General features: G+C 39.7%; 14 protein-coding genes and 1 pseudogene. 4 read left to right on the top strand and 11 right to left on the bottom strand.

The annotated features are described in order from the left end of the window. Positions 1–51: 51 nt before the first annotated feature. From I4641_RS09295 to I4641_RS09305, 3 genes and pseudogenes are all read right to left on the bottom strand, one after another. Positions 52–174 (bottom strand): annotated as a pseudogene (locus I4641_RS09295) (Uma2 family endonuclease); the annotation flags it as partial. Positions 175–464: 290 nt separating this feature from the next. Next, complete coding sequence (locus I4641_RS09300; RefSeq protein ID WP_229640213.1) at positions 465–791, bottom strand: Txe/YoeB family addiction module toxin; 327 nt, start codon at positions 789–791, stop codon at positions 465–467. Further along, the gene (locus tag I4641_RS09305; RefSeq protein WP_229640214.1) at positions 769–1071 is read right to left on the bottom strand and encodes a type II toxin-antitoxin system Phd/YefM family antitoxin; all 303 of its coding nucleotides are present in this window, start codon (positions 1069–1071) and stop codon (positions 769–771) included. The genes I4641_RS09300 and I4641_RS09305 overlap by 23 nt, the downstream gene beginning before the upstream one ends. A gap of 216 nt (positions 1072–1287) precedes the next feature. On the opposite strand from I4641_RS09305, the gene I4641_RS09310 reads away from it, so the two are divergent. Continuing rightward, the gene (locus I4641_RS09310; protein WP_229640215.1) at positions 1288–1638 is read left to right on the top strand and encodes an ArsR/SmtB family transcription factor; all 351 of its coding nucleotides are present in this window, start codon (positions 1288–1290) and stop codon (positions 1636–1638) included. Between the two features lie 171 nt (positions 1639–1809). On the opposite strand, the gene der is transcribed toward I4641_RS09310, so the two are convergent. After that, positions 1810–3171 (bottom strand): ribosome biogenesis GTPase Der, encoded by a 1362-nt coding sequence (gene der / locus I4641_RS09315; RefSeq protein ID WP_263858195.1) that lies wholly within the window; start codon positions 3169–3171, stop codon positions 1810–1812. Between the two features lie 207 nt (positions 3172–3378). Here der and I4641_RS09320 point away from each other — a divergent pair, with 207 nt between their 5' ends. Continuing rightward, positions 3379–6900 (top strand): WD40 domain-containing protein, encoded by a 3522-nt coding sequence (locus I4641_RS09320; RefSeq protein ID WP_229640216.1) that lies wholly within the window; start codon positions 3379–3381, stop codon positions 6898–6900. A 23-nt stretch (positions 6901–6923) separates the two neighbouring features. Here the strand turns inward: I4641_RS09320 and thyD are convergent, their stop codons facing one another. Both thyD and petM read right to left on the bottom strand, forming a co-directional pair. Further along, the gene (gene thyD, locus I4641_RS09325) at positions 6924–7841 is read right to left on the bottom strand and encodes a thylakoid membrane protein ThyD (RefSeq protein ID WP_229640217.1); all 918 of its coding nucleotides are present in this window, start codon (positions 7839–7841) and stop codon (positions 6924–6926) included. Positions 7842–7979: 138 nt separating this feature from the next. After that, positions 7980–8093 carry a cytochrome b6-f complex subunit PetM gene (gene petM / locus I4641_RS09330; protein ID WP_096718259.1) on the bottom strand — a complete coding sequence of 38 codons (114 nt, stop codon included), beginning with the start codon at positions 8091–8093 and terminating at the stop codon, positions 7980–7982. Between the two features lie 170 nt (positions 8094–8263). Here petM and pdxA point away from each other — a divergent pair, with 170 nt between their 5' ends. Both pdxA and I4641_RS09340 read left to right on the top strand, forming a co-directional pair. Beyond that, positions 8264–9289, top strand: coding sequence for a 4-hydroxythreonine-4-phosphate dehydrogenase PdxA (gene pdxA, locus I4641_RS09335; protein WP_229640218.1), 1026 nt, complete (start codon positions 8264–8266; stop codon positions 9287–9289). A 164-nt stretch (positions 9290–9453) separates the two neighbouring features. Beyond that, entirely contained in the window at positions 9454–9990 is a 537-nt protein-coding gene (locus I4641_RS09340; RefSeq protein WP_229640219.1) for a universal stress protein, read from the top strand. A gap of 273 nt (positions 9991–10263) precedes the next feature. On the opposite strand, the gene I4641_RS09345 is transcribed toward I4641_RS09340, so the two are convergent. The 5 genes from I4641_RS09345 to I4641_RS09365 all read right to left on the bottom strand — a co-directional run bounded on the left by I4641_RS09345 (position 10264) and on the right by I4641_RS09365 (position 18879). Continuing rightward, positions 10264–10665, bottom strand: coding sequence for a KH domain-containing protein (locus I4641_RS09345; RefSeq protein WP_229640220.1), 402 nt, complete (start codon positions 10663–10665; stop codon positions 10264–10266). Next, entirely contained in the window at positions 10655–10906 is a 252-nt protein-coding gene (gene rpsP / locus I4641_RS09350) for a 30S ribosomal protein S16 (protein ID WP_229640221.1), read from the bottom strand. Before rpsP ends, I4641_RS09345 begins: the two co-directional genes overlap by 11 nt. Before the next feature lie 80 nt (positions 10907–10986). Further along, positions 10987–12432 (bottom strand): signal recognition particle protein, encoded by a 1446-nt coding sequence (gene ffh / locus I4641_RS09355; protein WP_229640222.1) that lies wholly within the window; start codon positions 12430–12432, stop codon positions 10987–10989. A 318-nt stretch (positions 12433–12750) separates the two neighbouring features. After that, positions 12751–16311, bottom strand: a complete 3561-nt coding sequence (locus tag I4641_RS09360; RefSeq protein WP_229640223.1) for a S8 family serine peptidase — start codon at positions 16309–16311, stop codon at positions 12751–12753. Between the two features lie 186 nt (positions 16312–16497). Next, positions 16498–18879, bottom strand: a complete 2382-nt coding sequence (locus I4641_RS09365) for a pyridoxal-dependent decarboxylase (RefSeq protein ID WP_229640224.1) — start codon at positions 18877–18879, stop codon at positions 16498–16500. Between the last annotated feature and the right edge of the window lie 16 nt (positions 18880–18895).

An 18895-nucleotide genomic window follows, 5' to 3' on the forward strand; every position in this document is an offset into this window, starting at 1 on the left:
ATCGCTCTTTTTTTTCCCTGATTATAACCTAAACTAGGTGCGTCTAAGCTTATCCGTTGCACCAGCCATAGCGAATATTTCACCATTAAAATATTCATGTTTGATGTCACTGTTGCTTTCTAGCTGTAGATATTCTTCTGGGGTTAAATAGGACTTTTGCGAAGAAGCAACCATAATAATTTTATACTTCTTAATTATCGTATTCTTATTTTAGAAGATTGATTGTAGGTAGGGCGATCGCACTTTATTCAATTACACTCACTGTAATCAATTAATAAAGTGCAATCTTATACCCACTACTCGATAGCGATCTTAAGCAATTACAATAAATAAATTTGGTGGGTAATAAAGTATTTATGAAATGTTGAATTACTCTAGTATTTATATTTTGCTCACCCTACAAACTAAAAAAGATATTAAATATAATTCAGATGGAGTTACGAGAGCTTTTGATTTTTGCTGCTTTATTCGTAATGAAATCTACAAAATATAAAGTCTATTTGGCTTTTACCAACTATATAAATAAATCGATGTTCTAAATCAATTCTTCTCGACCAAATATTTCCATCCATATACTTGAGAGGTTCGGGTTTACCAATCCCCTTAAAAGGATATTGCATTACTACCGTTACTAAGTCCAGAATTTTATAGGCTTTTTTTGTATCTTGTTTAAACCACCAGCCTAAATCTTCTTTAAATTGGGAACTGAAACCAGGAACACGATGGATAACAACAGGCTGCAATGGCAATGGCTCGTCTTTACTCTTTTTAGACTGTTTCTTCTTCGCCATCTATTCCTAATTCTTGCTTTAACTCTGCGACTGATTGAGGCTTAATCTTCCCAGTTTGAGATTCTGCGATCGCATTTAAGAGACGATTACCATTTGCAGGAGAACGTAAAAGATATACAGTTTCGATTAGGCTGGTTAAATCTGATTCGGAAATTAAAGCTACATTTTCGCCATCTCGTCGATTAACAATATACACCTGATGGTTTTGAGCGACTTGTTCTAGTAACTTAAAAAATCCTTTTCTAGCATCAGTAGGATTAGTAATTTCGTAGGAAAACATAAACTTATGTACGCATTAATGTACATAATAGTTTAGCAAATTTATAGGCTATTTTGAAGATGATTCTGCTAGAGTTGCGATCGCTCTAATAAACAAACTTACGCTTCGCTCCTCGTAAGATTAATTAGTCAATTAACTGTATAGCTATATAATGTCACTACTGATAAAATTTAATTAAATTATTTTGTCAAGATTAATGAATATCAAATATAGGCTATGCCACAAGAATCCAATAACATGGAGTTTCTTACTCCAGTAGCAGAATATTTTAAAGTTCTTTCGGAGATTAGTAGGCTGCAAATTGTCATTTGCCTCAAATCGGGGACAAAAAACGTTAGCGAAATCGGTGCTGCAACAGGTTTAGGACAGGCTAACCTTTCAAAACACTTGAAACTTTTAACTCAGGCAGGGATTTTAGCTCGCAAGCCTCAAGGAGTAAGTGTTTATTATGAAGTCAGCGATCCTTTAACTTTTGAGCTGTGCGAGTTGGTATGCGATCGCATTTATCAAAGAATGCAAGAACAAGCAAAACAGTTCAAAAAAATGAATAGTTTTAGTACTAATTAGTCAACCTTCAACAACATCAATAGACTTTGTAAAACAACCAGGGTATACTTTTCAACTCTGACAGTAAATAGAGATTAGTCAGAGATAGCTTATTTAGCTATTCGTGAGTTAACCAAAGATAAGAGATTCAGAGGGAGTGCTAATTTACTCCCTGCTTAATTCAAGAAAAAATTACTTAACCTTAGTAGCTTTGTTCGCTCCTCGTTCGAGTTCGCGCATTTTCTTCCCGCGCCAAACAAGTTTTACTGGCGTTCCAGTAAATCCTAATTGATCTCTAAACTGGCGATCTATATAACGACGATAGTTATCGTTAAAACGCTTAGGATCGTTAACAAAAAGGGCGATAGTCGGGGGTTGAGAAGTTACTTGAGTACCATAATAGATTCTACCTTGTTTCCCTTGACGAGAAGTTGGCGGAGAATGCCAGCTAACAGCCTCTTCCAATACCTCATTAATCACAGAAGTAGTAACGCGACGGCGATGAGATTCTGCTGCAATATCTACCATGTTAAGTATCTTAGATACGCGCTGCCCAGTCATAGCACTAACAAAAATTATTTGCGCCCATTCCATAAAGTAGAGGCGTGCCATAATTTCTTTTTTATACTCGTTAATTGTCCCCGTGTCTTTCTCCACCGCATCCCATTTATTAATGACGAGGATAACCGCCCTACCTTCGTCGATGATTCTTCCTGCTAGTTTTAGATCTTGTTCGGTAACGCCATCGAGGACATCGATCACAAATAACACCACATCCGAACGGCGAATTGCTTTAAAAGATCGATTAATGCTGAAGAATTCCGCACCATAGTTCACATTCTTTTTACGGCGAATTCCCGCAGTATCGATCAGACGATAGGTTTTATCTCCCCGTTGTATAGTGGTATCGATCGCATCGCGAGTCGTGCCAGAAATCGGACTGACAATCGAACGATTTTCCCCTAATAGGGCGTTGAGCAAACTAGATTTACCCACGTTAGGACGACCAATAATAGCTACTTTGGTTTCATCATCTTCGATTAATAGATCGGCAGGGGGTAGGTGAGTAATGAGATCATCTAGTAGTTCCCCCGTACCGCTACCGTGTATGGCTGAAATAGCATAGGGGTTGCCCAATCCCAATTCCCAAAACTCCGCAGCTTGAGCCATTCCCAGATCGACAGACTCACATTTATTCACTGCTAAAAGCACGGGAACAGATTGACGGCGAAGCCATTCAGCAATTTCGCGATCGCCTTCTGTCAAGCCAAATTGTCCGTCTACCAAAAAAATTGCCACGCTAGCTTCTACTAGTGCAGCCATAGCTTGCTGACGAATAAGGGGTAAAAATTCTGTTTCATCGTCAAATACGAGCCCGCCCGTATCGACAATTTGAAAATCTCGATCTTGCCAAAATGCAGGGCGGTAAGTGCGATCGCGAGTAATTCCTGGTTGGTCGTAAACGATCGCTTGCTTGTCTCCCGCCAAACGATTAACGAAGGTAGATTTCCCAACATTGGGTCTACCAATAACAGCAACAATAGGTAATTTCATATTCTGTTAAGACGCTACACATCGCGCCTGTAATTTAATTGATAGTGAAGAGGATTGTATTGCTTTTACACAACTTAATACTTAATACTCATCTAAATAATAAGTTATTTTAGTAATTTTGGTTTGATTATGAAGTCTAAATTACAATTCAAAAGCAAAACCATTGCATTTCATGGCTATTGAGAACTTCAATAAGCTTCTTTAATTATGAACCGCCCCAAGCAAAAAAGAAACCGTGGAGTTCTTCTCACCCCTCAAGGATTAGAAGAACTCGAAATAGCAAGAGTAAGTTGGGAACGGGACAAGAATTTTGGCGAAAGATATACCTATGAGAGAATTAGCGAGCTAACTAATTTAGATATCAATACAATCAAAAGAATCTTAGCTCGCGAGGAAAAAGTTGATAAGAGATCCTTAGAAAAGTTTTTTTTTGCTTTTGGATTAAAACTCAATCGTCAACAATATACCAAATTCAATCCAGATATTCGTCAAGATTGGGGAGAAGCAGTATCTGTAGATCTTTTTTTAGGACGTACTACTGAATTAGAGACTTTAACGACTTGGCTAATTGAAGATCGTTGTCGATTGGTGGCAATTCAAGGCATGGGTGGTATTGGCAAAACAACTCTATCAGTGGAATTGGCTCGACAAATCAAAGATCGATTTGACTGTATTATCTGGAAATCTCTGCGAGATGCTCCCCCCATCGCTGCAATTTTAGCGAGCTTAATTGAATTTTTATCCCCAGGACAAGAAACCGCAGGTCATCTTCCTAAAACAATTAGCGAACGAATAACAAAGTTGATCGATTATTTATGCACCAAACGTTGCCTGATTGTACTGGATAATGCCGAATCAGTTTTAGATAGTAAAGTCCGCGCGGGACAATATCGTCAGGGATATGAAGAATATGGGGAGTTTTTGACTAGAGTTGGGTCGACCAACCATAATAGTTGCTTAATCTTAACTACAAGGGAAAAACCGAAAGAAATAGCGGCTTTAGAAGGAGAAAGACTAGCAGTGCGATCGCTGTTATTACAAGGATTAAAAGAAGGAATTCTAGAAATTTTTAAACTCAAAGGTCTTGATGCACCCGAATCAGAATTGAAGATTTTGAGCGATCGCTATGGGGGAAATCCTCTAGCATTAAAAGTAGTAGCAACAACAATTAAAGATCTCTTTGAAGACAATATTGCTGAATTTTTAGCTCAAGAAAAAGCCGTATTTGGCGATATTCAAGATATCTTAGAGCAGCAATTCGAGCGACTATCCCATCTCGAACGAGAAACCATGTATTGGTTGGCGATCTCTCGTGAACCCGTTTCCATCAAGGAATTACAAGCAGATTTTGTCGTTAAAAGATCCTCAGTCAAATTATTAGAAGCTTTAGAATCATTGTCCAGACGCTCCCTGATTGAGAGCAATACGAATGGTTTTACTCAACAACCAGTGGTGATGGAATATATCACTAGTCGTTTGATCGAACTAAGTTTTCGAGAGATTGTCTCTCAAAAATTTGAGATACTGGAAAATCATAGCTTGATTAAAGCAAATGCAAAAGAATATATCAAAGAAAATCAACATCGACTTATTCTTCAGCCTGCGATCGATGAACTCTTAACTTTTTTTAATAGCAAATCAGATATAGCAAACTGTCTCAATCAAATCTTGTCAACTCTCCAACAAACATCTCCTTTAAAGAAAGGATATGCCGCAGGAAATATTATCAATTTGCTGTGTCAGATGAAAACTGACTTGACTAAATCTGACTTTTCTAACTTGTGCGTTTGGCAAGCAGATCTGCGTCAAGTAAAATTACATAATGTCAATTTTCAAAATGCAGATTTATCTAAATCGGTTTTTGCCGAAAATTTTGGCGGTATTTGGTCGGTTGCTTTTAGTCCCGACGGACAATATCTAGCTGCGGGAGATACCAAAGGCGATATTATCTTGCGACGAGTATCCGATGGTCAACCAATTCGTCATTTTACAGGACACAGTGGCTGGGTGGTTTCTTTAGACTTTAGTCCAGACGGCAAAACTTTAGCTAGTGGAAGTTGCGACTGTACGGCAAAACTTTGGGATGTCAATACAGGTCAATGCCTACATAGTTTAGAAGAACACGAACACGAAGTTTGGTCGGTCGCTTTTAGTCCAGACGGCAAAACTTTGGCTACTGGCTGTGACGATAATAAAGCAAGATTATGGGACGTTGCTACAGGCAAATGTATTAAAGTTTTTCAAGAACATACTGATTATGTACTTTCTGTTGTCTTTAGTTTAGATGGAAAAGAGTTACTAAGTGGAAGTCACGATACCACTATTAAACTTTGGAATATTGAAACAGGTGAGTGTAAAAGAACATTTAAAGGTCATGAAGATGGAGTGCGTTCTGTTAGCCTAAGTCCTAATGGTCAAATTCTTGCTAGCAGCAGTAACGACCGTACTATTAGATTGTGGAACTTGGAGACAGGTGGATGTCTAGATCTGCTTGAAGGTCACTATAATATAGTTATGTCCGTAATTTTTGCTCCTCAAGGTAATCTACTTGCCAGCAGTAGCATGGGTCACAAAGTCAGATTGTGGGATATAAATACAGGGGAATGTCTCAAAGTTTTTCAGGATCATTCCAATATAGTTAATTCTCTTGCTTTTGATTCCTCAGGCGATATATTAGCCAGCGGCAGTTATGATCAGTCGGTAAAACTATGGAATGTTAACACCTATCAATGTATTAAAACCTGGCAAGGATATAGCAATCAGGATCTTTCTGTAGTTTTTAGCCCTGATGGCAAAAGTTTGATTAGTGGAAGACAAGATCGACAAATAAGACTGTGGGATATTGAAACAGAAAGAGTTGTAAAAACTTTACGCGGACACGCTAACTGGGTTTTTTCTATAGCATTTAGTCAGAAATATAATGTCTTGGCAAGCGGTAGCGGGGACAAAACCATAAAGTTATGGAATGCTAGCACTGGAAAACCAATCAAGACATTTTACGGACATGAAGCTGCTGTAAAATCAGTGGCATTTGGTGCGGACGATCGAATTTTGGCAAGTGGCAGTGACGATCGAACAATCAAATTGTGGGACGTAAAAACTACTCAGATGTTAAAAACATTGCAAGGACACCAAGCTGAAATCTGGTCAATTGCTTTTAGCAACAACGGCAAAATCTTGGCTAGTGCTTCTTTTGATAAGACCGTGAAATTATGGGATGTATCCACTGGCAAATGTCTCGAAACTTTAGAAGACCATGCAAGCTGGGTTATCTCAGTGGCATTTAGTCCTGACAATAATACTTTGGCTAGTACTAGCTCAGACCAAACCATAAAGATTTGGAATTTAAAAACAGCCAGATGTATCAACACTATCAGAGAGAACATAGGATATTCTCAACTAGTTGCGTTTAGTGTTGATGGTCAGATCATAGCAAGCTTTAATGGAGAGCATAATATTAGGCTATGGCAGGTTAGTACTGGAAAATGTTTAAAAACTTTGTCAGGTCATACAGCTTTAATTAATTCCATAGCCTTTAGTTCTGACAATCTTTCTTTGGCTAGTAGTAGTGAAGATGAAACAATCAGGATTTGGAATCTTGAAACTGGTCAATGCCTCAAGACTTTAAGAGGAAAAAATCCTTATGAAAATATGAATCTTAATAATGTTAGTGGGTTGACGGAATCTACTATTGAGACGTTGAAAATTTTGGGGGCTGTGAATAATTAAGCTCCAAAAACTTATCCAAAAACTTAATTAACAATATCTTCTAATGCTGTATGAAGTTCGGCATACTGATAATCGAAGCCAATTCCTTTAGTGTTTTCAGGCAATACTTGTTGTCCTTCCAAAACAACTACCGCACCGTCGCCCAATAAAATTTCTAAGACAAAATCGGGAACTGGCAACCAAGAAGGACGATTCATGACATTTCCCAAAGTTTTACATAATGTTTCCATACGTACGGGATGGGGAGCAGTAGCATTATAGACTCCAGAAATATTATAATCTTGTAACCCTCGATAAATCAAATTGACTAAATCATCGCGGTGTATCCAAGAAAACCACTGTTTGCCGCTACCAATTGGCCCTCCTGCAAACATTTTGAATGGGCCTAACATTTTACCCAATGCGCCACCGTTAGCTAACACAATACCAATGCGCAGAATAACTAATCTTACTCCCGAGTCGGTAACTTTTTGGGCTTCTGCTTCCCAGTTTTGGCAGACTTGAGCGAGAAAATCATTACCAGGCTTGCTATTTTCTCGAAAGACGTTGGTTTCGCTAGTGCCATAGTAGCCGACTGCCGAACCACTAACAAATACTTTGGGCTTTGATTCTGCCATGGCGATCGCTTCTACTAGTTTTCTCGTCCCTATTTGGCGACTTTCCATGATGGCTGTTTTCTGTTGAGGACTCCATCTTTCCGCGATTGGCTCTCCTGCAAGATTTACTACTCCATCACATCCAGAAACGCTTTTTTGCCATTCTCCCGACTCTTGGGGAGTATATTGAACTATTTCGAGATTGGAGTATAAGGAAGCGGGAAAAATCTTTTGTGCTTTGTTGGGGTTACGAGTAAAAACTAATATTTGGTGTCCTTCTTGATTCAATTTTTCTACTAAACGATTTCCAACTAGTCCTGTTGCACCTGTGATTGCTATTTTCATTATTTTTATCAAAAACCAAATTTATGAAATTAATTTCACCTTACTACATAAAAAAGCGATCGCCCTAAAAAAGCGATCGCTCGATCCATAATCAACTAACAATAATCAATTTTCTGATAACTGATAATTGATAACTGCTTACTCAGGTTCTCCACCTTGAATTTTGAGAATTAGAAAGCCAAGGCTAAGTCCGCCCAGAATCAAAGTAATACATAGAATTGCTCCATTGAACAACATACTTTCTGCACTCATGTTTTTTTCTCCCGTTTTTTTACTAGATATTTTTTTAATAAGATGAGATTAGTTCTATTTAAAGCCTCAAGCTGTTTAAATTTCTAATTTTCAACCATAATCAATAATAGGTATTTTAAATCATCAAGTCATACCATCCATAACGAAATTATTTTAAAACCCAGTTTTTCATGTCTAGCAGTCCCTCTTTAGCTATCACCATGGGCGATCCTGCGGGAATTGGATCGGAAATTATCCTCAAGGCTTTGACGGATAAGTCTTTAGCCCAAAAGTGTCAAATTACGGTAGTTGGCAACCGCCAACTGTTGCAATTTACTTACGAACATCTATTGCAACAAACTCAACTAACCGAAGAGAATTTAATCAATCCGAGAACGATAAATGTGTTAGATATTCCCATTGAAGGAGAAGTAGTTTTAGGACAAGGAGATAGAATTAGTGGCAGCTTTAGTTTTGCTTGTTTAGAAAAAGCGATCGCTTTAACCCTAGAAGAGAAGTTTCAGGGGATTATCACCGCACCCATTGCCAAATCATTGTGGAAAGCAGCAGGACACGAATACCCTGGTCAAACAGAAGTCTTAGCACTAAGGGCGGGAGTAGATCGATTCGGGATGATGTTTGTGGGAGAATCTCCCCATACAGGCTGGATTTTGCGTAGCTTGCTCGCCACTACCCATATTCCTTTAAAAGATGTTGCTCGAACTTTGACACCAGAGTTGATGTCTTTGAAGTTAGATTTGTTAATTGAATGCTTGGCGGAAAATTTTGGTATTACCGAGCCTCATATTGCGATCGCGGGTTTAAATCCTCATAGTGGAGAAGCGGGACAACTAGGCACAGAAGAACAAGATTGGATGTTAAATTGGCTGGAGCAAGCCAAAGCTAATTATCCTCAAGCCAAACTAACTGGACTAATTCCCCCCGATACAATGTGGGTCAACCCAGGAATAGCTTGGTATGGTAACTATCAAACCCCACCCACCACTGCTGATGCGTATTTGGCTTTGTATCACGACCAGGGATTGATACCCGTTAAGTTGATGGCATTTGATCGCGCCATAAATACCACGATTGGACTGCCTTTTATTCGTACTTCTCCAGACCACGGAACGGCTTTCGACATTGCAGGACAAGGTATTGCCAATGCTAGCAGTATGAAAGCAGCAATAGAATTAGCAATCCAAACCAGTAATTAAAACAAGTTATTAGATTTGCGATCGAGTTTGTGCGATCTTCAAAATAAAAACAGGAAGTTTACGAGAATCTGCCTTGTCACAATTTCCTCAAATTGTTTCTTTATAAAAAAAGACATAGACAACCGAATTATGAATCGGCTTACTTAATTTCCAAGAGAACAATTATGTTAAACAAAATTTTAGTGGCAATAGATATCACTGATGAAGATAAAACTATCTACAACAGGGCTTTGTCTCTGGCACAAATCACTGGAGGAAAATTAATGCTGTTAAACATCATTTCTTCTGATAAAGACAATTATCCTAATCCTTTTATTTATTCTGGTTACGAGTACGATTTAATGGACGAATCCCTGGTCACAATTTATCAGCAGCAGTGGGAGAAATTCAAACAAAAAGGATTAGATACATTGCGATCGCTGACAGAAGAAGCTAAAACCGCAGGAGTTGAAGCTGAATATAGTCAAGACTTCGGCAATCCTGGGCATAATATTTGCAAAACTGCTGATGATTGGTCTGCGGATTTAATTTTAATCGGTAGTAGGGGATTGACGGGTGTTAAAGAAATGTTTCTGGGTAGCGTCAGTAACTATGTAACCCACCATGCTCCTTGCTCGGTTTTAATCGTGCGAGAAAGTAATAACTTGAGTCCTGACTTACCTCAGCAAGAACAACAGAAATCTGCTTCTCCTATCTCTTAAAACGATGTGATGTTTTATAGATTACAGAACGATTGCTTTGTAGTTTCTGCTTCACATCCCCATCTCATGATACTTTTAATCTGAAAAACTGGGTTAAATCAATGCCAATGTCTTCGTCCGAAACGAGCTAAAGCTCCTCTTAATTTATCTCCTTTTCCTCTTGATATTGACAACTGGCTTTTAAGCTTAACTTTCACCAATGGCTAATAGCTATTAGCTCGCAGCTAACAGCTAATTCAACTAGCTAATTTTGATCGCCTCTGGGGAAGACGTTCACTTTTTGGCTATTTTTGGTGCGGGTTTGGCAGGGCTTTTTCTTCTTTGAGAATTTCCTGAATTTCCCGAAGATCTACCACGGCGATCGCCATCATCAGATTTAGGGGGTTCATCGCTGTAGATATCAAGGAAAACCGATTCATTGTGGGATATTGCTGCGGTCTGAATGGCGGTGCGGATAGCTTGAATATTGCGACCACCACGACCAAACACTTTACCGCGATCGCTTTTGTCAAAAGCAACTCGCAACCAAATTTTATTCTGATTCTGATTAACTTCAGAATGCACGCATAGGGATTGAGGATCGTTCAAAAAAGGTTCGATCAAGAAGCGTACTAACTCTTCATAATTGGGTCTGTCCGCTACTTGATCGCCAGACAATTGGGTCTTATTTGGCATTTACTTGTTCAAAAACTTGAGCTTTGTTAAGAATACTTCTTACAGTTTGGCTGGGCTGCGCGCCTTGTTGTAGCCTTTTAACAATAGCTGGTACGTCTAGTCTAGTTTCGTCTGTTCTGGGATTGTAGAAACCTAATTCTTCAATAGGACGACCATCTCTGCGAGTCTTACTTTCGATCGCTACAATACGGTAGCTGACTTCTCTCTTTTTGCCGAAGCGTTTTAAACGTAATTTAATCATTGGTTATTTCAATTTGTCCTTTTCGATTGTAATCTATCTATCTAGTTTTACCTATAGGTTGCTTTAGACAATCTATTATCCTACAACGAACCAAAGCCTTTTTTCTTCTTTTTCTTCTTTTTCCTTCTACCTTGAGCCATACCAGGCATTCCCATACCAGGCATGCCCATTCCAGGCATACCACCACCCATACCAGGCATTCCCATACCAGGCATGCCCATTCCAGGCATTCCTTGTCCCATATTCTGCATCATGGAACGCATTTTGGTAAAGTCTTTGACTAGTTTGGATATATCTTTTTCTTCAAAACCCGAACCTTTAGCTACTCGACGACGGCGACTGGGAGATTGTGCTAATAAATCGGGGTCGGCTTTCTCGGCTTTGGTCATGGAGTTGATCATTGACTCGGTACGTTTTAGCTGAGTTTCTCCCTTGGCTAAATCTGCACCGCTAATTTTACCCATACCAGGGATTAATTTGAGGACTCCTCCTAAAGATCCCATATTTTTGAGTAGGCGCATTTGTTTGATAAAATCATTAAAATCAAACTTTGCCTCCATAATCTTCGACTGCATCTTTTCGACATCAGCCAAATCAAATTCTTCTTGAGCTTTTTCAACTAAAGTTAGAACATCTCCCATATTCAGGATACGAGATGCTAAGCGATCGGGATAAAAAGGTTCTAAAGCCTCGACTTTTTCTCCTACTCCGACAAATTTAATTGGTTGCCCCGATATTTGCCTGACAGAGAGGGCTGCACCACCACGACTATCTCCATCCAATTTAGTTAAAATCGCCCCTGTAATGCCAATTTGTTCGTGGAAAGCATAAGTCAAATTGGCTGCTTCTTGACCCGTCATGGCATCTACTACCAAGAGGGTATCGTCTGGCTCGATCGTATCTTTGATGCGAGATAATTCCCCCATCATGTCATCATCGATCTGGAGTCGCCCAGCAGTATCCACAATAACCGTATCAACACCAAGCTCTTTGGCTTTGGCAATACCCTGTCTGGCTATTTCTACAGGATCGGCATCTGTTCCCATTTCAAAGACAGGAACGTCGATCTGATTGCCTAAAGTTAACAACTGATCGATGGCAGCGGGGCGATATATGTCCGTTCCCACCATTAAACAAGAGCGTTCTTGTTTGCGTAGATACAGAGCTAATTTAGCAGTAGCAGTAGTTTTCCCCGTACCCTGCAAACCCGCCATCAAAATCACGGTAGGAGGCTCGTTTGCATTAGCTAGAGGGACGTTGCTCTCCCCCATCACCTTGACGAGTTCGTCGTAAACAATTTTGATAAACTGTTGTCCTGGGTTAACCCCAGAAATAACCCCTTCCCCTAGGGCTTTTTTTTCTACATCAGCAATGAAGGCTTTGACTACCTGAAGATTGACATCCGCCGATAGAAGAGCGCGACGTACTTCTTTGAGAGTGTCTTGAATATTAGCTTTGGATATTTTGTCTTGACCGCGCAGTTTTTTCCACGCATCATCTAACTTGTCGGCTAAAGCATCAAACATAGATATTGATCTTTTTTTAGTTACTTGTTACTTATATTAATTTTGAGCTATTGAGGCAGCTTTTTCAAAAGCGATCGCTTTATGATTGTTTGAATTACAAACATAATCTAAGTCATATAGCCGATTTTCATCCAATTTGACTGATTTAGTTAAGTCAAATGACTGATGCTTCGGTTATCACTAACACCTACTATATTAAAAGATACTTCTCGAACATTTCCAGAGCTTACATCGAGAGAATAGAGTGTAAGCTCTGGTTTTACTATCTATAGATAAGAAAACAACAGCTCGGAGTAGCATAATTTCCATGACATCCGATTAACTTTGTACCACGTCGGTGGGAAAAGCATAGTAAGCAATTCCTTCCGATTGAAAATCTGGTAAATTATCTTCGACATTATCTCTTTCAGCAACTGAGGGAGTATAAAAATGCGCTCCAGTACTGGTATTAAAAAATCGAAAAATAGGGATTGCTCCTTCAATACTTGTGCCAGTCTCTAGACTATAAGCAGAAAATACTTCTCCTTCAAAACTAAAATTATCTAATTCCCTAACAATATCCCTTTCTGTTTCCGAAGTAGTATAGAGATGAACTCCAGTATCTTGATTGAGAAAACGATAAACTGGCGTTACTTCAGAAGAACTAGCTGCTGGGTCAACTGACTGATAAGATACACCTTCAAAACTAAAATTATCTAGTTCTCCAACAATATCTCTTTCTGCGGGATTTGCCGTGTAAAAATGTACTCCTACATCGTTTCGGAAAAAGCGATATACAGAAAATTCTGAATCATCATCGATTAGATCCAAATTTGTACCAGTAATATCGCCAACAGAAAGGTTATAGTCTCCCTGACTACCTGGGGCTGCACCTTCTCCAGTGAAAGGATCGTAATTACCAGCCTCTAAACTATAACCGTTAATTCCGATATAGTATTCAGTATTAGCCAGAACTTCAACTTCGAGAAAACTACCTCTAATCAAAGAACTTTCATCATCATTGAAAGCAATCTCATTTCCATCTTGATCGAAGAAACGTAAAACCGTATCCGCACTAAATTCTTCGCTGGTACTAACGCGAATGTTAACAGTACCATTATTGGTAGGAACAAAACGATAAAGGTCTATATCTGCACCACCAACAATATAACCATCATCCTCACCGATGTTTGCTGCAATTGTCTCGCCTAAAGCTACATTGCGGACCAAATCGCTGTCGATGGTATTGTTGCTAATACTCGATACTGTATCTAAAGGCAACAAACGGCTGTTGAGAACATATTCTCCCGTATCTCCTCCCGAACCACTACCTGATGCTAGGGGATTGAAGTCTTGATTGCCAAACCCAGTTATCCCAGCATAATAATTTGTGTTTGCCTCTACTTGAAAACGCAGTCTAGAATCTGTAGTATCGGTATCGTCATTGAGGCTTATTTGATTGCCCTGCTCGTCAAATAATACTATTACCGAATCTACAGGATCGATAATAGATGCTTCTGACACAGAATCGATATCAATTTCTAAAATTCCTGGGGTGAGAGAATTGACACGATAAAAATCAACATCTTTATCTCCTACTGCTGTTGCGCCATCATTACCGATGAAACCTGTCAAGCTATCTGTCGGTAAAGCAGGGCTGGTTATTAAGCTATCAATACTGCCATCAACATCCTCGTTGAGAAAAGTAGCAATTAGCTCGTAAGAACCGCCATCAGTGGATAAAGGTGCAGGACGGTTATCAAGGATGAGGGGGTTATATTGCTGGTTGGAAAAGTCTGATACGCCAATATAATATATTTGTCCTCGTCCCCCTAAAAAACTGAGATAACTATCTGTTGCATGTCCGTAATTTCCTTTTTGATAGTTGCCATCATCATCAAAGAAACCATCAACTACATTGGTTATATTTTCGTCATCGAGAACAACAGCTTCGCCAGTAGAATTTAATGTTGCGCTTGTTTCCCCTGGTGCGAGGTCGTCATCGCTAGCTACAAGCTCGTTGTTGGTAGTGAAAAACAATTCTTCGCCATTCTCATTAAAAAGCCTGATATAAGAGTCAGGAAAATCAGCAAAAGGAGTATCAATATCAATATTGAGCGTGCCATTATCGGGGAGGATAAGACGATATAAATCTACATCCGCCGAAGCTACTGGCTCGTTGCGATCTGTTCCTAATACCCCAGGAAATATTAGGGGTTCTCGATCGTTGCCTAAAGTTACGTCGATCGCACCATCGATAATATCATTGGGAGCATTATTGGGGTCTGTAGGAGGAGCGGGGGTGAAATTAGCATTTTCCAAATCTTCCCTTAAAGCGATCGCCGAATTATGTATGTTAATTCGAGGATAGGATACATTAGTGTTGATAACACCATCTTCTTCGTCATCTCCATCGGCGATGATATCTGCGTTATTAATTAGATAATCCCTTACTTGTGCGGAACTAAGTCGAACGCCAAAACCAGCAGCGATCTCCTGTAATAAAGCTACCGCCCCTGCAACATGAGGAGATGCTTGACTAGTACCCGCAGAGGTGTTTAATAATTCACCATTGGGTTTTTGAGGTACAGTGCTGGTAATATAAGCTCCAGGAGCAAACAAAAAATTATCTACATTAAGACGTTGGCTAAAAATAGCAATTCTATCTGCCCCTGGAACTTGGAAATTGCTATAAAAATTAACAGGATCGATATTATTTTGCCAAACCGCTCCCACGGATATCGTGCTATAAATTGCTGGCGCACTTACGTTTGGCTCTTGATTGGGGTCGAGTAAGTTTCCTCCGACATCAAAAAGATTTCCTTCACTGTCTGTCTTGCCAATATAGTCGTTCCCTGCTGCTGCAACTACCACTACTCCTGCTGCTTCTATATCTTGAATTAGACGACGGCGTTCGACATCGACGAGCGAGTTAGGTTGATTGGGTGCGGTAAAAAACTCGTTACCTCCAAAAGACAAATTAACGGAGGCGATATTAAATTCTGAGTCGGGATTATTTACCTCATTTAATACCCACTCTAAGGCATTGATAACCGCTCCGACAGAAAATGCTCCATTAGCATCACCCGCCCTTAGCCCAATTAAACCAACGTCAGGAGCAACTCCAATATTTTCGTCTTCCGCTCCAATCGTACCCGATACATGAGTTCCATGATCGTTGAGATCGTTAGGATTGTCATCGCCGTCTATATAATCGAATCCAAATCTATAATTATCATCTAGTAAAGGATGGGTGCGATCTAAACCAGTATCGATAACAACGACATCAAAACCCGTACCGTCAATGTCGGCAAAATTGGGATCGTTGCGTAAATCTGTTAGCCCAATTAAATCGAAAGCAGGGTTTATTCCTGCTTCTGCTTGTTCGATTTGAATGTTGCGATCGTTAAGGTTAACAGTAACCGTATCATCTTCTGTTTGCAACCGTGTCAAAGTTTCAGAGGATATATTCTCATTTCTAACTAGCAAGCTAAAAATTGCCCCTTCGTCTCCTGGTACATCTTCAGGATTTAGTTGCTGGGAAAATGCGTGTCCTAGTTCTTCTAAGATTACACTGGTAACTCGATCGCGATTGTTTTGGTTTTGACTCAAAAATTCTTGGGACAGATAAATAGTATTGTTGTCGGCAGAATATGCACCCAATGCACCATTAATCGAACTACTGGAGATAATTTCTATTCCTGGTAAGATATTTTCTCCCGCCAACCACTGACCGATAATTTCCCTAGCATTATTGCTTTGCTGTGGGTCAGACAAACCAAACGCCAAATCGATCCTATCGTTAAAATTAGGGTCGGAAATGAAGCTGCTTAATTGTTTTCGTGCCTCTAATAAAGCTTTGTTTAATATATCTTGGGGAGTAATTAATCTATAAGACATTATTCTGATATTTCCTGTCGCTGTTGAGATAGTTTTTTAAAAAACTTGTTTTGATACAAGAATAATACCAAATTGATGGCAAACAATAAGCAGTTAATATACAATTGTAAAAATTTTGAGACATTATCTAATTTTGCTGAATTAACATTGCAAAAGTGGTTTCAAAATTACAACTCCCAACTTTGCTTAAGATTTTTTCCCGCGGGAAGATAGAACAACAAATTGGGAAAAACTATTGAGAAATTCAGGGACAGAAATACTATTATCGCGGTTGATATCGCTCATTTTCCAGAAGTTTTCGATTTCTCGATCGTCATAACCCCATTCTTGGAATTTGGTTTTAATTTCATCAATTTCTAGTACGCCATCTTGGTTGACATCAAATTCTTCAAAAATTTGTAATAAAGAATCTCGGAATAAGGCTTTGGCTACTACTTGACGCAATTCTTGTTCGATGACATTGAGGAACGAGCCTTTGGCTGTCTCTGTTAGCCAGGGATTCATTACGGTAGAACGCAAGACGGTAATTGTATCTCCAGGAGATCCACCAACTCCCAAACGTTGCTTATAGTTTTCAATAAATTCTTCACCATAATCAGCTTTGGTAAAATCGGTAGTGCTGACAATTAGACTATAACCATAAATATCATCCCCAAGATTGATACTGAGCATATCGTAGATTGCTTTATTAAGTCGGTTGGCTAGAGCCAAATTGGTATTTAAGAAACCGTTGGGTTTGCGGAAGTTAAAAGCATAGGTAAGAATATTTTGATCGGGACCGAGTTCTGCTAGGAAGTTCATTGCCTCGGAGTCGGCGAAGAGTTCTTCGTTAGTTTTGCCATCAATGCGATCGCGAATAAAGCCAAGCTGTTTTTGAATATCCCCACCATTGATTTCTGCGGGCAATCTTGGTACGGGAACGACGATAAACCAGTCTTTAGGACGCGCCATGGAGATCAATCTGGCGTAGAGTTTTTTACAGCTAAATAAAGCGTGTCCGTGAATTTTGCCATAGCCACTTTTGGTGGGACGAATTACTTTGTGGCTGAGATAGACCGCAGCAGCAGCAGCACCTGGTTTTGAGCCTTCTATCCCATAAATGCCGATGGAGGGTTCTGTACCACCGTGAAACACTACTGGTGCAGCAAAGGTGACTAGATTTCGCATTGCGGAATTACGATAGCATAATGCCCCCGCAGGATAGGGAATATAGCCAGATTTGTGAGGGTCAACGGTGATGGAGTCGGCTTGACCCAAAACTTCAAATTGCCGAGTTACGTATTTGCTCATGGCGATCGCATAACTGGTCTTGCTAGGAGGATTTATTGTTACCGTACCTGGTTCGTCTTCCCGCAGCAGAGAAGCGAAGTAACCACCCCAAGCAGCATCTCCATGAACCGTAAATTCTAAACCCAATTCCCGATATTTTGACCGCAATGCTAAAATTTCTTCTAAAGGATCGACGGCACTTTCTTCGGTGCTGCCCATAACCGCCACTACAGTATATACAGGTTGTTTTTTTGCCAAACAATCTTGCAAAATCAAATCTAGCTGCTGGGCATCCATACGAGCATCTTTATCTACAGGAACATCAATGATGTTAGACGAGCCGATACCTAGTAATGCCGTAGTCTTAGCAAAAGAGTAGTGTTTTGTCCCAGGAACGATTAAAACAGGGGAATGGGTCACATTCGCCAAAAAACGACGAGAAAATTCTTGAATGCCCAGATTTTGTAGGGAATATTTCGCGATCGCCTGACTAACTGCTTCTGCTTCGATTTGATATTCTGTTTGCAAGCGGGTTGGCAGTGCTAGGATCTCATCACCTTTGAGGTTAAGTAACGACCAAGTATCTAATTCAATCAACATCTGGCTTTTTCCCGTTACCAGAGGTACTTCAATATATTTAGCCGTGATAAATTCGGGTTCGTTTTTCAATACGGCTTGAAGTGCGAGAGGATAAAACTTGAGATTGCGTGCCGACCAAATTGCCTCTATATTAGCTACCGTACCACCACAGGTAAGATGTCCCCAAGGACGCAAGGCACCTCGTTCTATTTCTGCCCAATCAGGCATAGTATAGCCGAGCATTTTGCAGATATCGTCTCCGACTAACATTTCTAAAATAGTGGTGGCGGTAGATGCTTCAAATGCCACATTATTGGGGTTATACAGCATGGCTGCAAAATAACCCAACATCGCGGGCATAGTTACCTCCCAGTTCATATGCCCTTGATAGCGCATACTAAAAAAGGGGACTGATTTTTTTAAAAATGCCAGGAGCGATCGATAACTTTCTTTGAGGGTGTCTATGGTTTGAATATATTCAGGCTGTCGTTTTACTTGTTCGTCTATTTGTGTCGGATCGCCTGGATAAAAATTTCTGCGCCAAAATGCCTGATCTCTAACTGCTTCTAGAATTAGACCTTCAAATTCAGCCAAATTTTCGGCATTATGCCCCAAAAACCAAGCTTCTAACGATTGAGTCCCCGAAGCTTCTAAATCCAGAATGTCGCCAAAAGGAAATAGCTGCTTGAGATCTTGTTGGGAAAAGTAATTATTGCTCATGGTGACATTCTCTGTA

It is taken from the genome of Waterburya agarophytonicola KI4 (assembly GCF_020640915.1).
Taxonomy (GTDB): Bacteria; Cyanobacteriota; Cyanobacteriia; order Cyanobacteriales; family Xenococcaceae; genus Waterburya; species Waterburya agarophytonicola.

Bases quoted from the DNA above. Each gene is read 5' to 3' on its own strand.
- I4641_RS09365 (WP_229640224.1), bottom strand. From the start codon at position 18,879: ATGAGCAATAATTACTTTTCCCAACAAGATCTCAAGCAGCTATTTCCT.
- pdxA (WP_229640218.1), top strand. From the start codon at position 8,264: ATGTCTAGCAGTCCCTCTTTAGCTATCACCATGGGCGATCCTGCGGGA.
- I4641_RS09310 (WP_229640215.1), top strand. From the start codon at position 1,288: ATGCCACAAGAATCCAATAACATGGAGTTTCTTACTCCAGTAGCAGAA.
- der (WP_263858195.1), bottom strand. From the start codon at position 3,171: ATGAAATTACCTATTGTTGCTGTTATTGGTAGACCCAATGTTGGGAAA.
- I4641_RS09320 (WP_229640216.1), top strand. From the start codon at position 3,379: ATGAACCGCCCCAAGCAAAAAAGAAACCGTGGAGTTCTTCTCACCCCT.
- I4641_RS09300 (WP_229640213.1), bottom strand. From the start codon at position 791: ATGGCGAAGAAGAAACAGTCTAAAAAGAGTAAAGACGAGCCATTGCCA.
- thyD (WP_229640217.1), bottom strand. From the start codon at position 7,841: ATGAAAATAGCAATCACAGGTGCAACAGGACTAGTTGGAAATCGTTTA.
- I4641_RS09345 (WP_229640220.1), bottom strand. From the start codon at position 10,665: ATGCCAAATAAGACCCAATTGTCTGGCGATCAAGTAGCGGACAGACCC.
- rpsP (WP_229640221.1), bottom strand. From the start codon at position 10,906: ATGATTAAATTACGTTTAAAACGCTTCGGCAAAAAGAGAGAAGTCAGC.
- petM (WP_096718259.1), bottom strand. From the start codon at position 8,093: ATGAGTGCAGAAAGTATGTTGTTCAATGGAGCAATTCTATGTATTACT.
- ffh (WP_229640222.1), bottom strand. From the start codon at position 12,432: ATGTTTGATGCTTTAGCCGACAAGTTAGATGATGCGTGGAAAAAACTG.
- I4641_RS09360 (WP_229640223.1), bottom strand. From the start codon at position 16,311: ATGTCTTATAGATTAATTACTCCCCAAGATATATTAAACAAAGCTTTA.
- I4641_RS09305 (WP_229640214.1), bottom strand. From the start codon at position 1,071: ATGTTTTCCTACGAAATTACTAATCCTACTGATGCTAGAAAAGGATTT.
- I4641_RS09340 (WP_229640219.1), top strand. From the start codon at position 9,454: ATGTTAAACAAAATTTTAGTGGCAATAGATATCACTGATGAAGATAAA.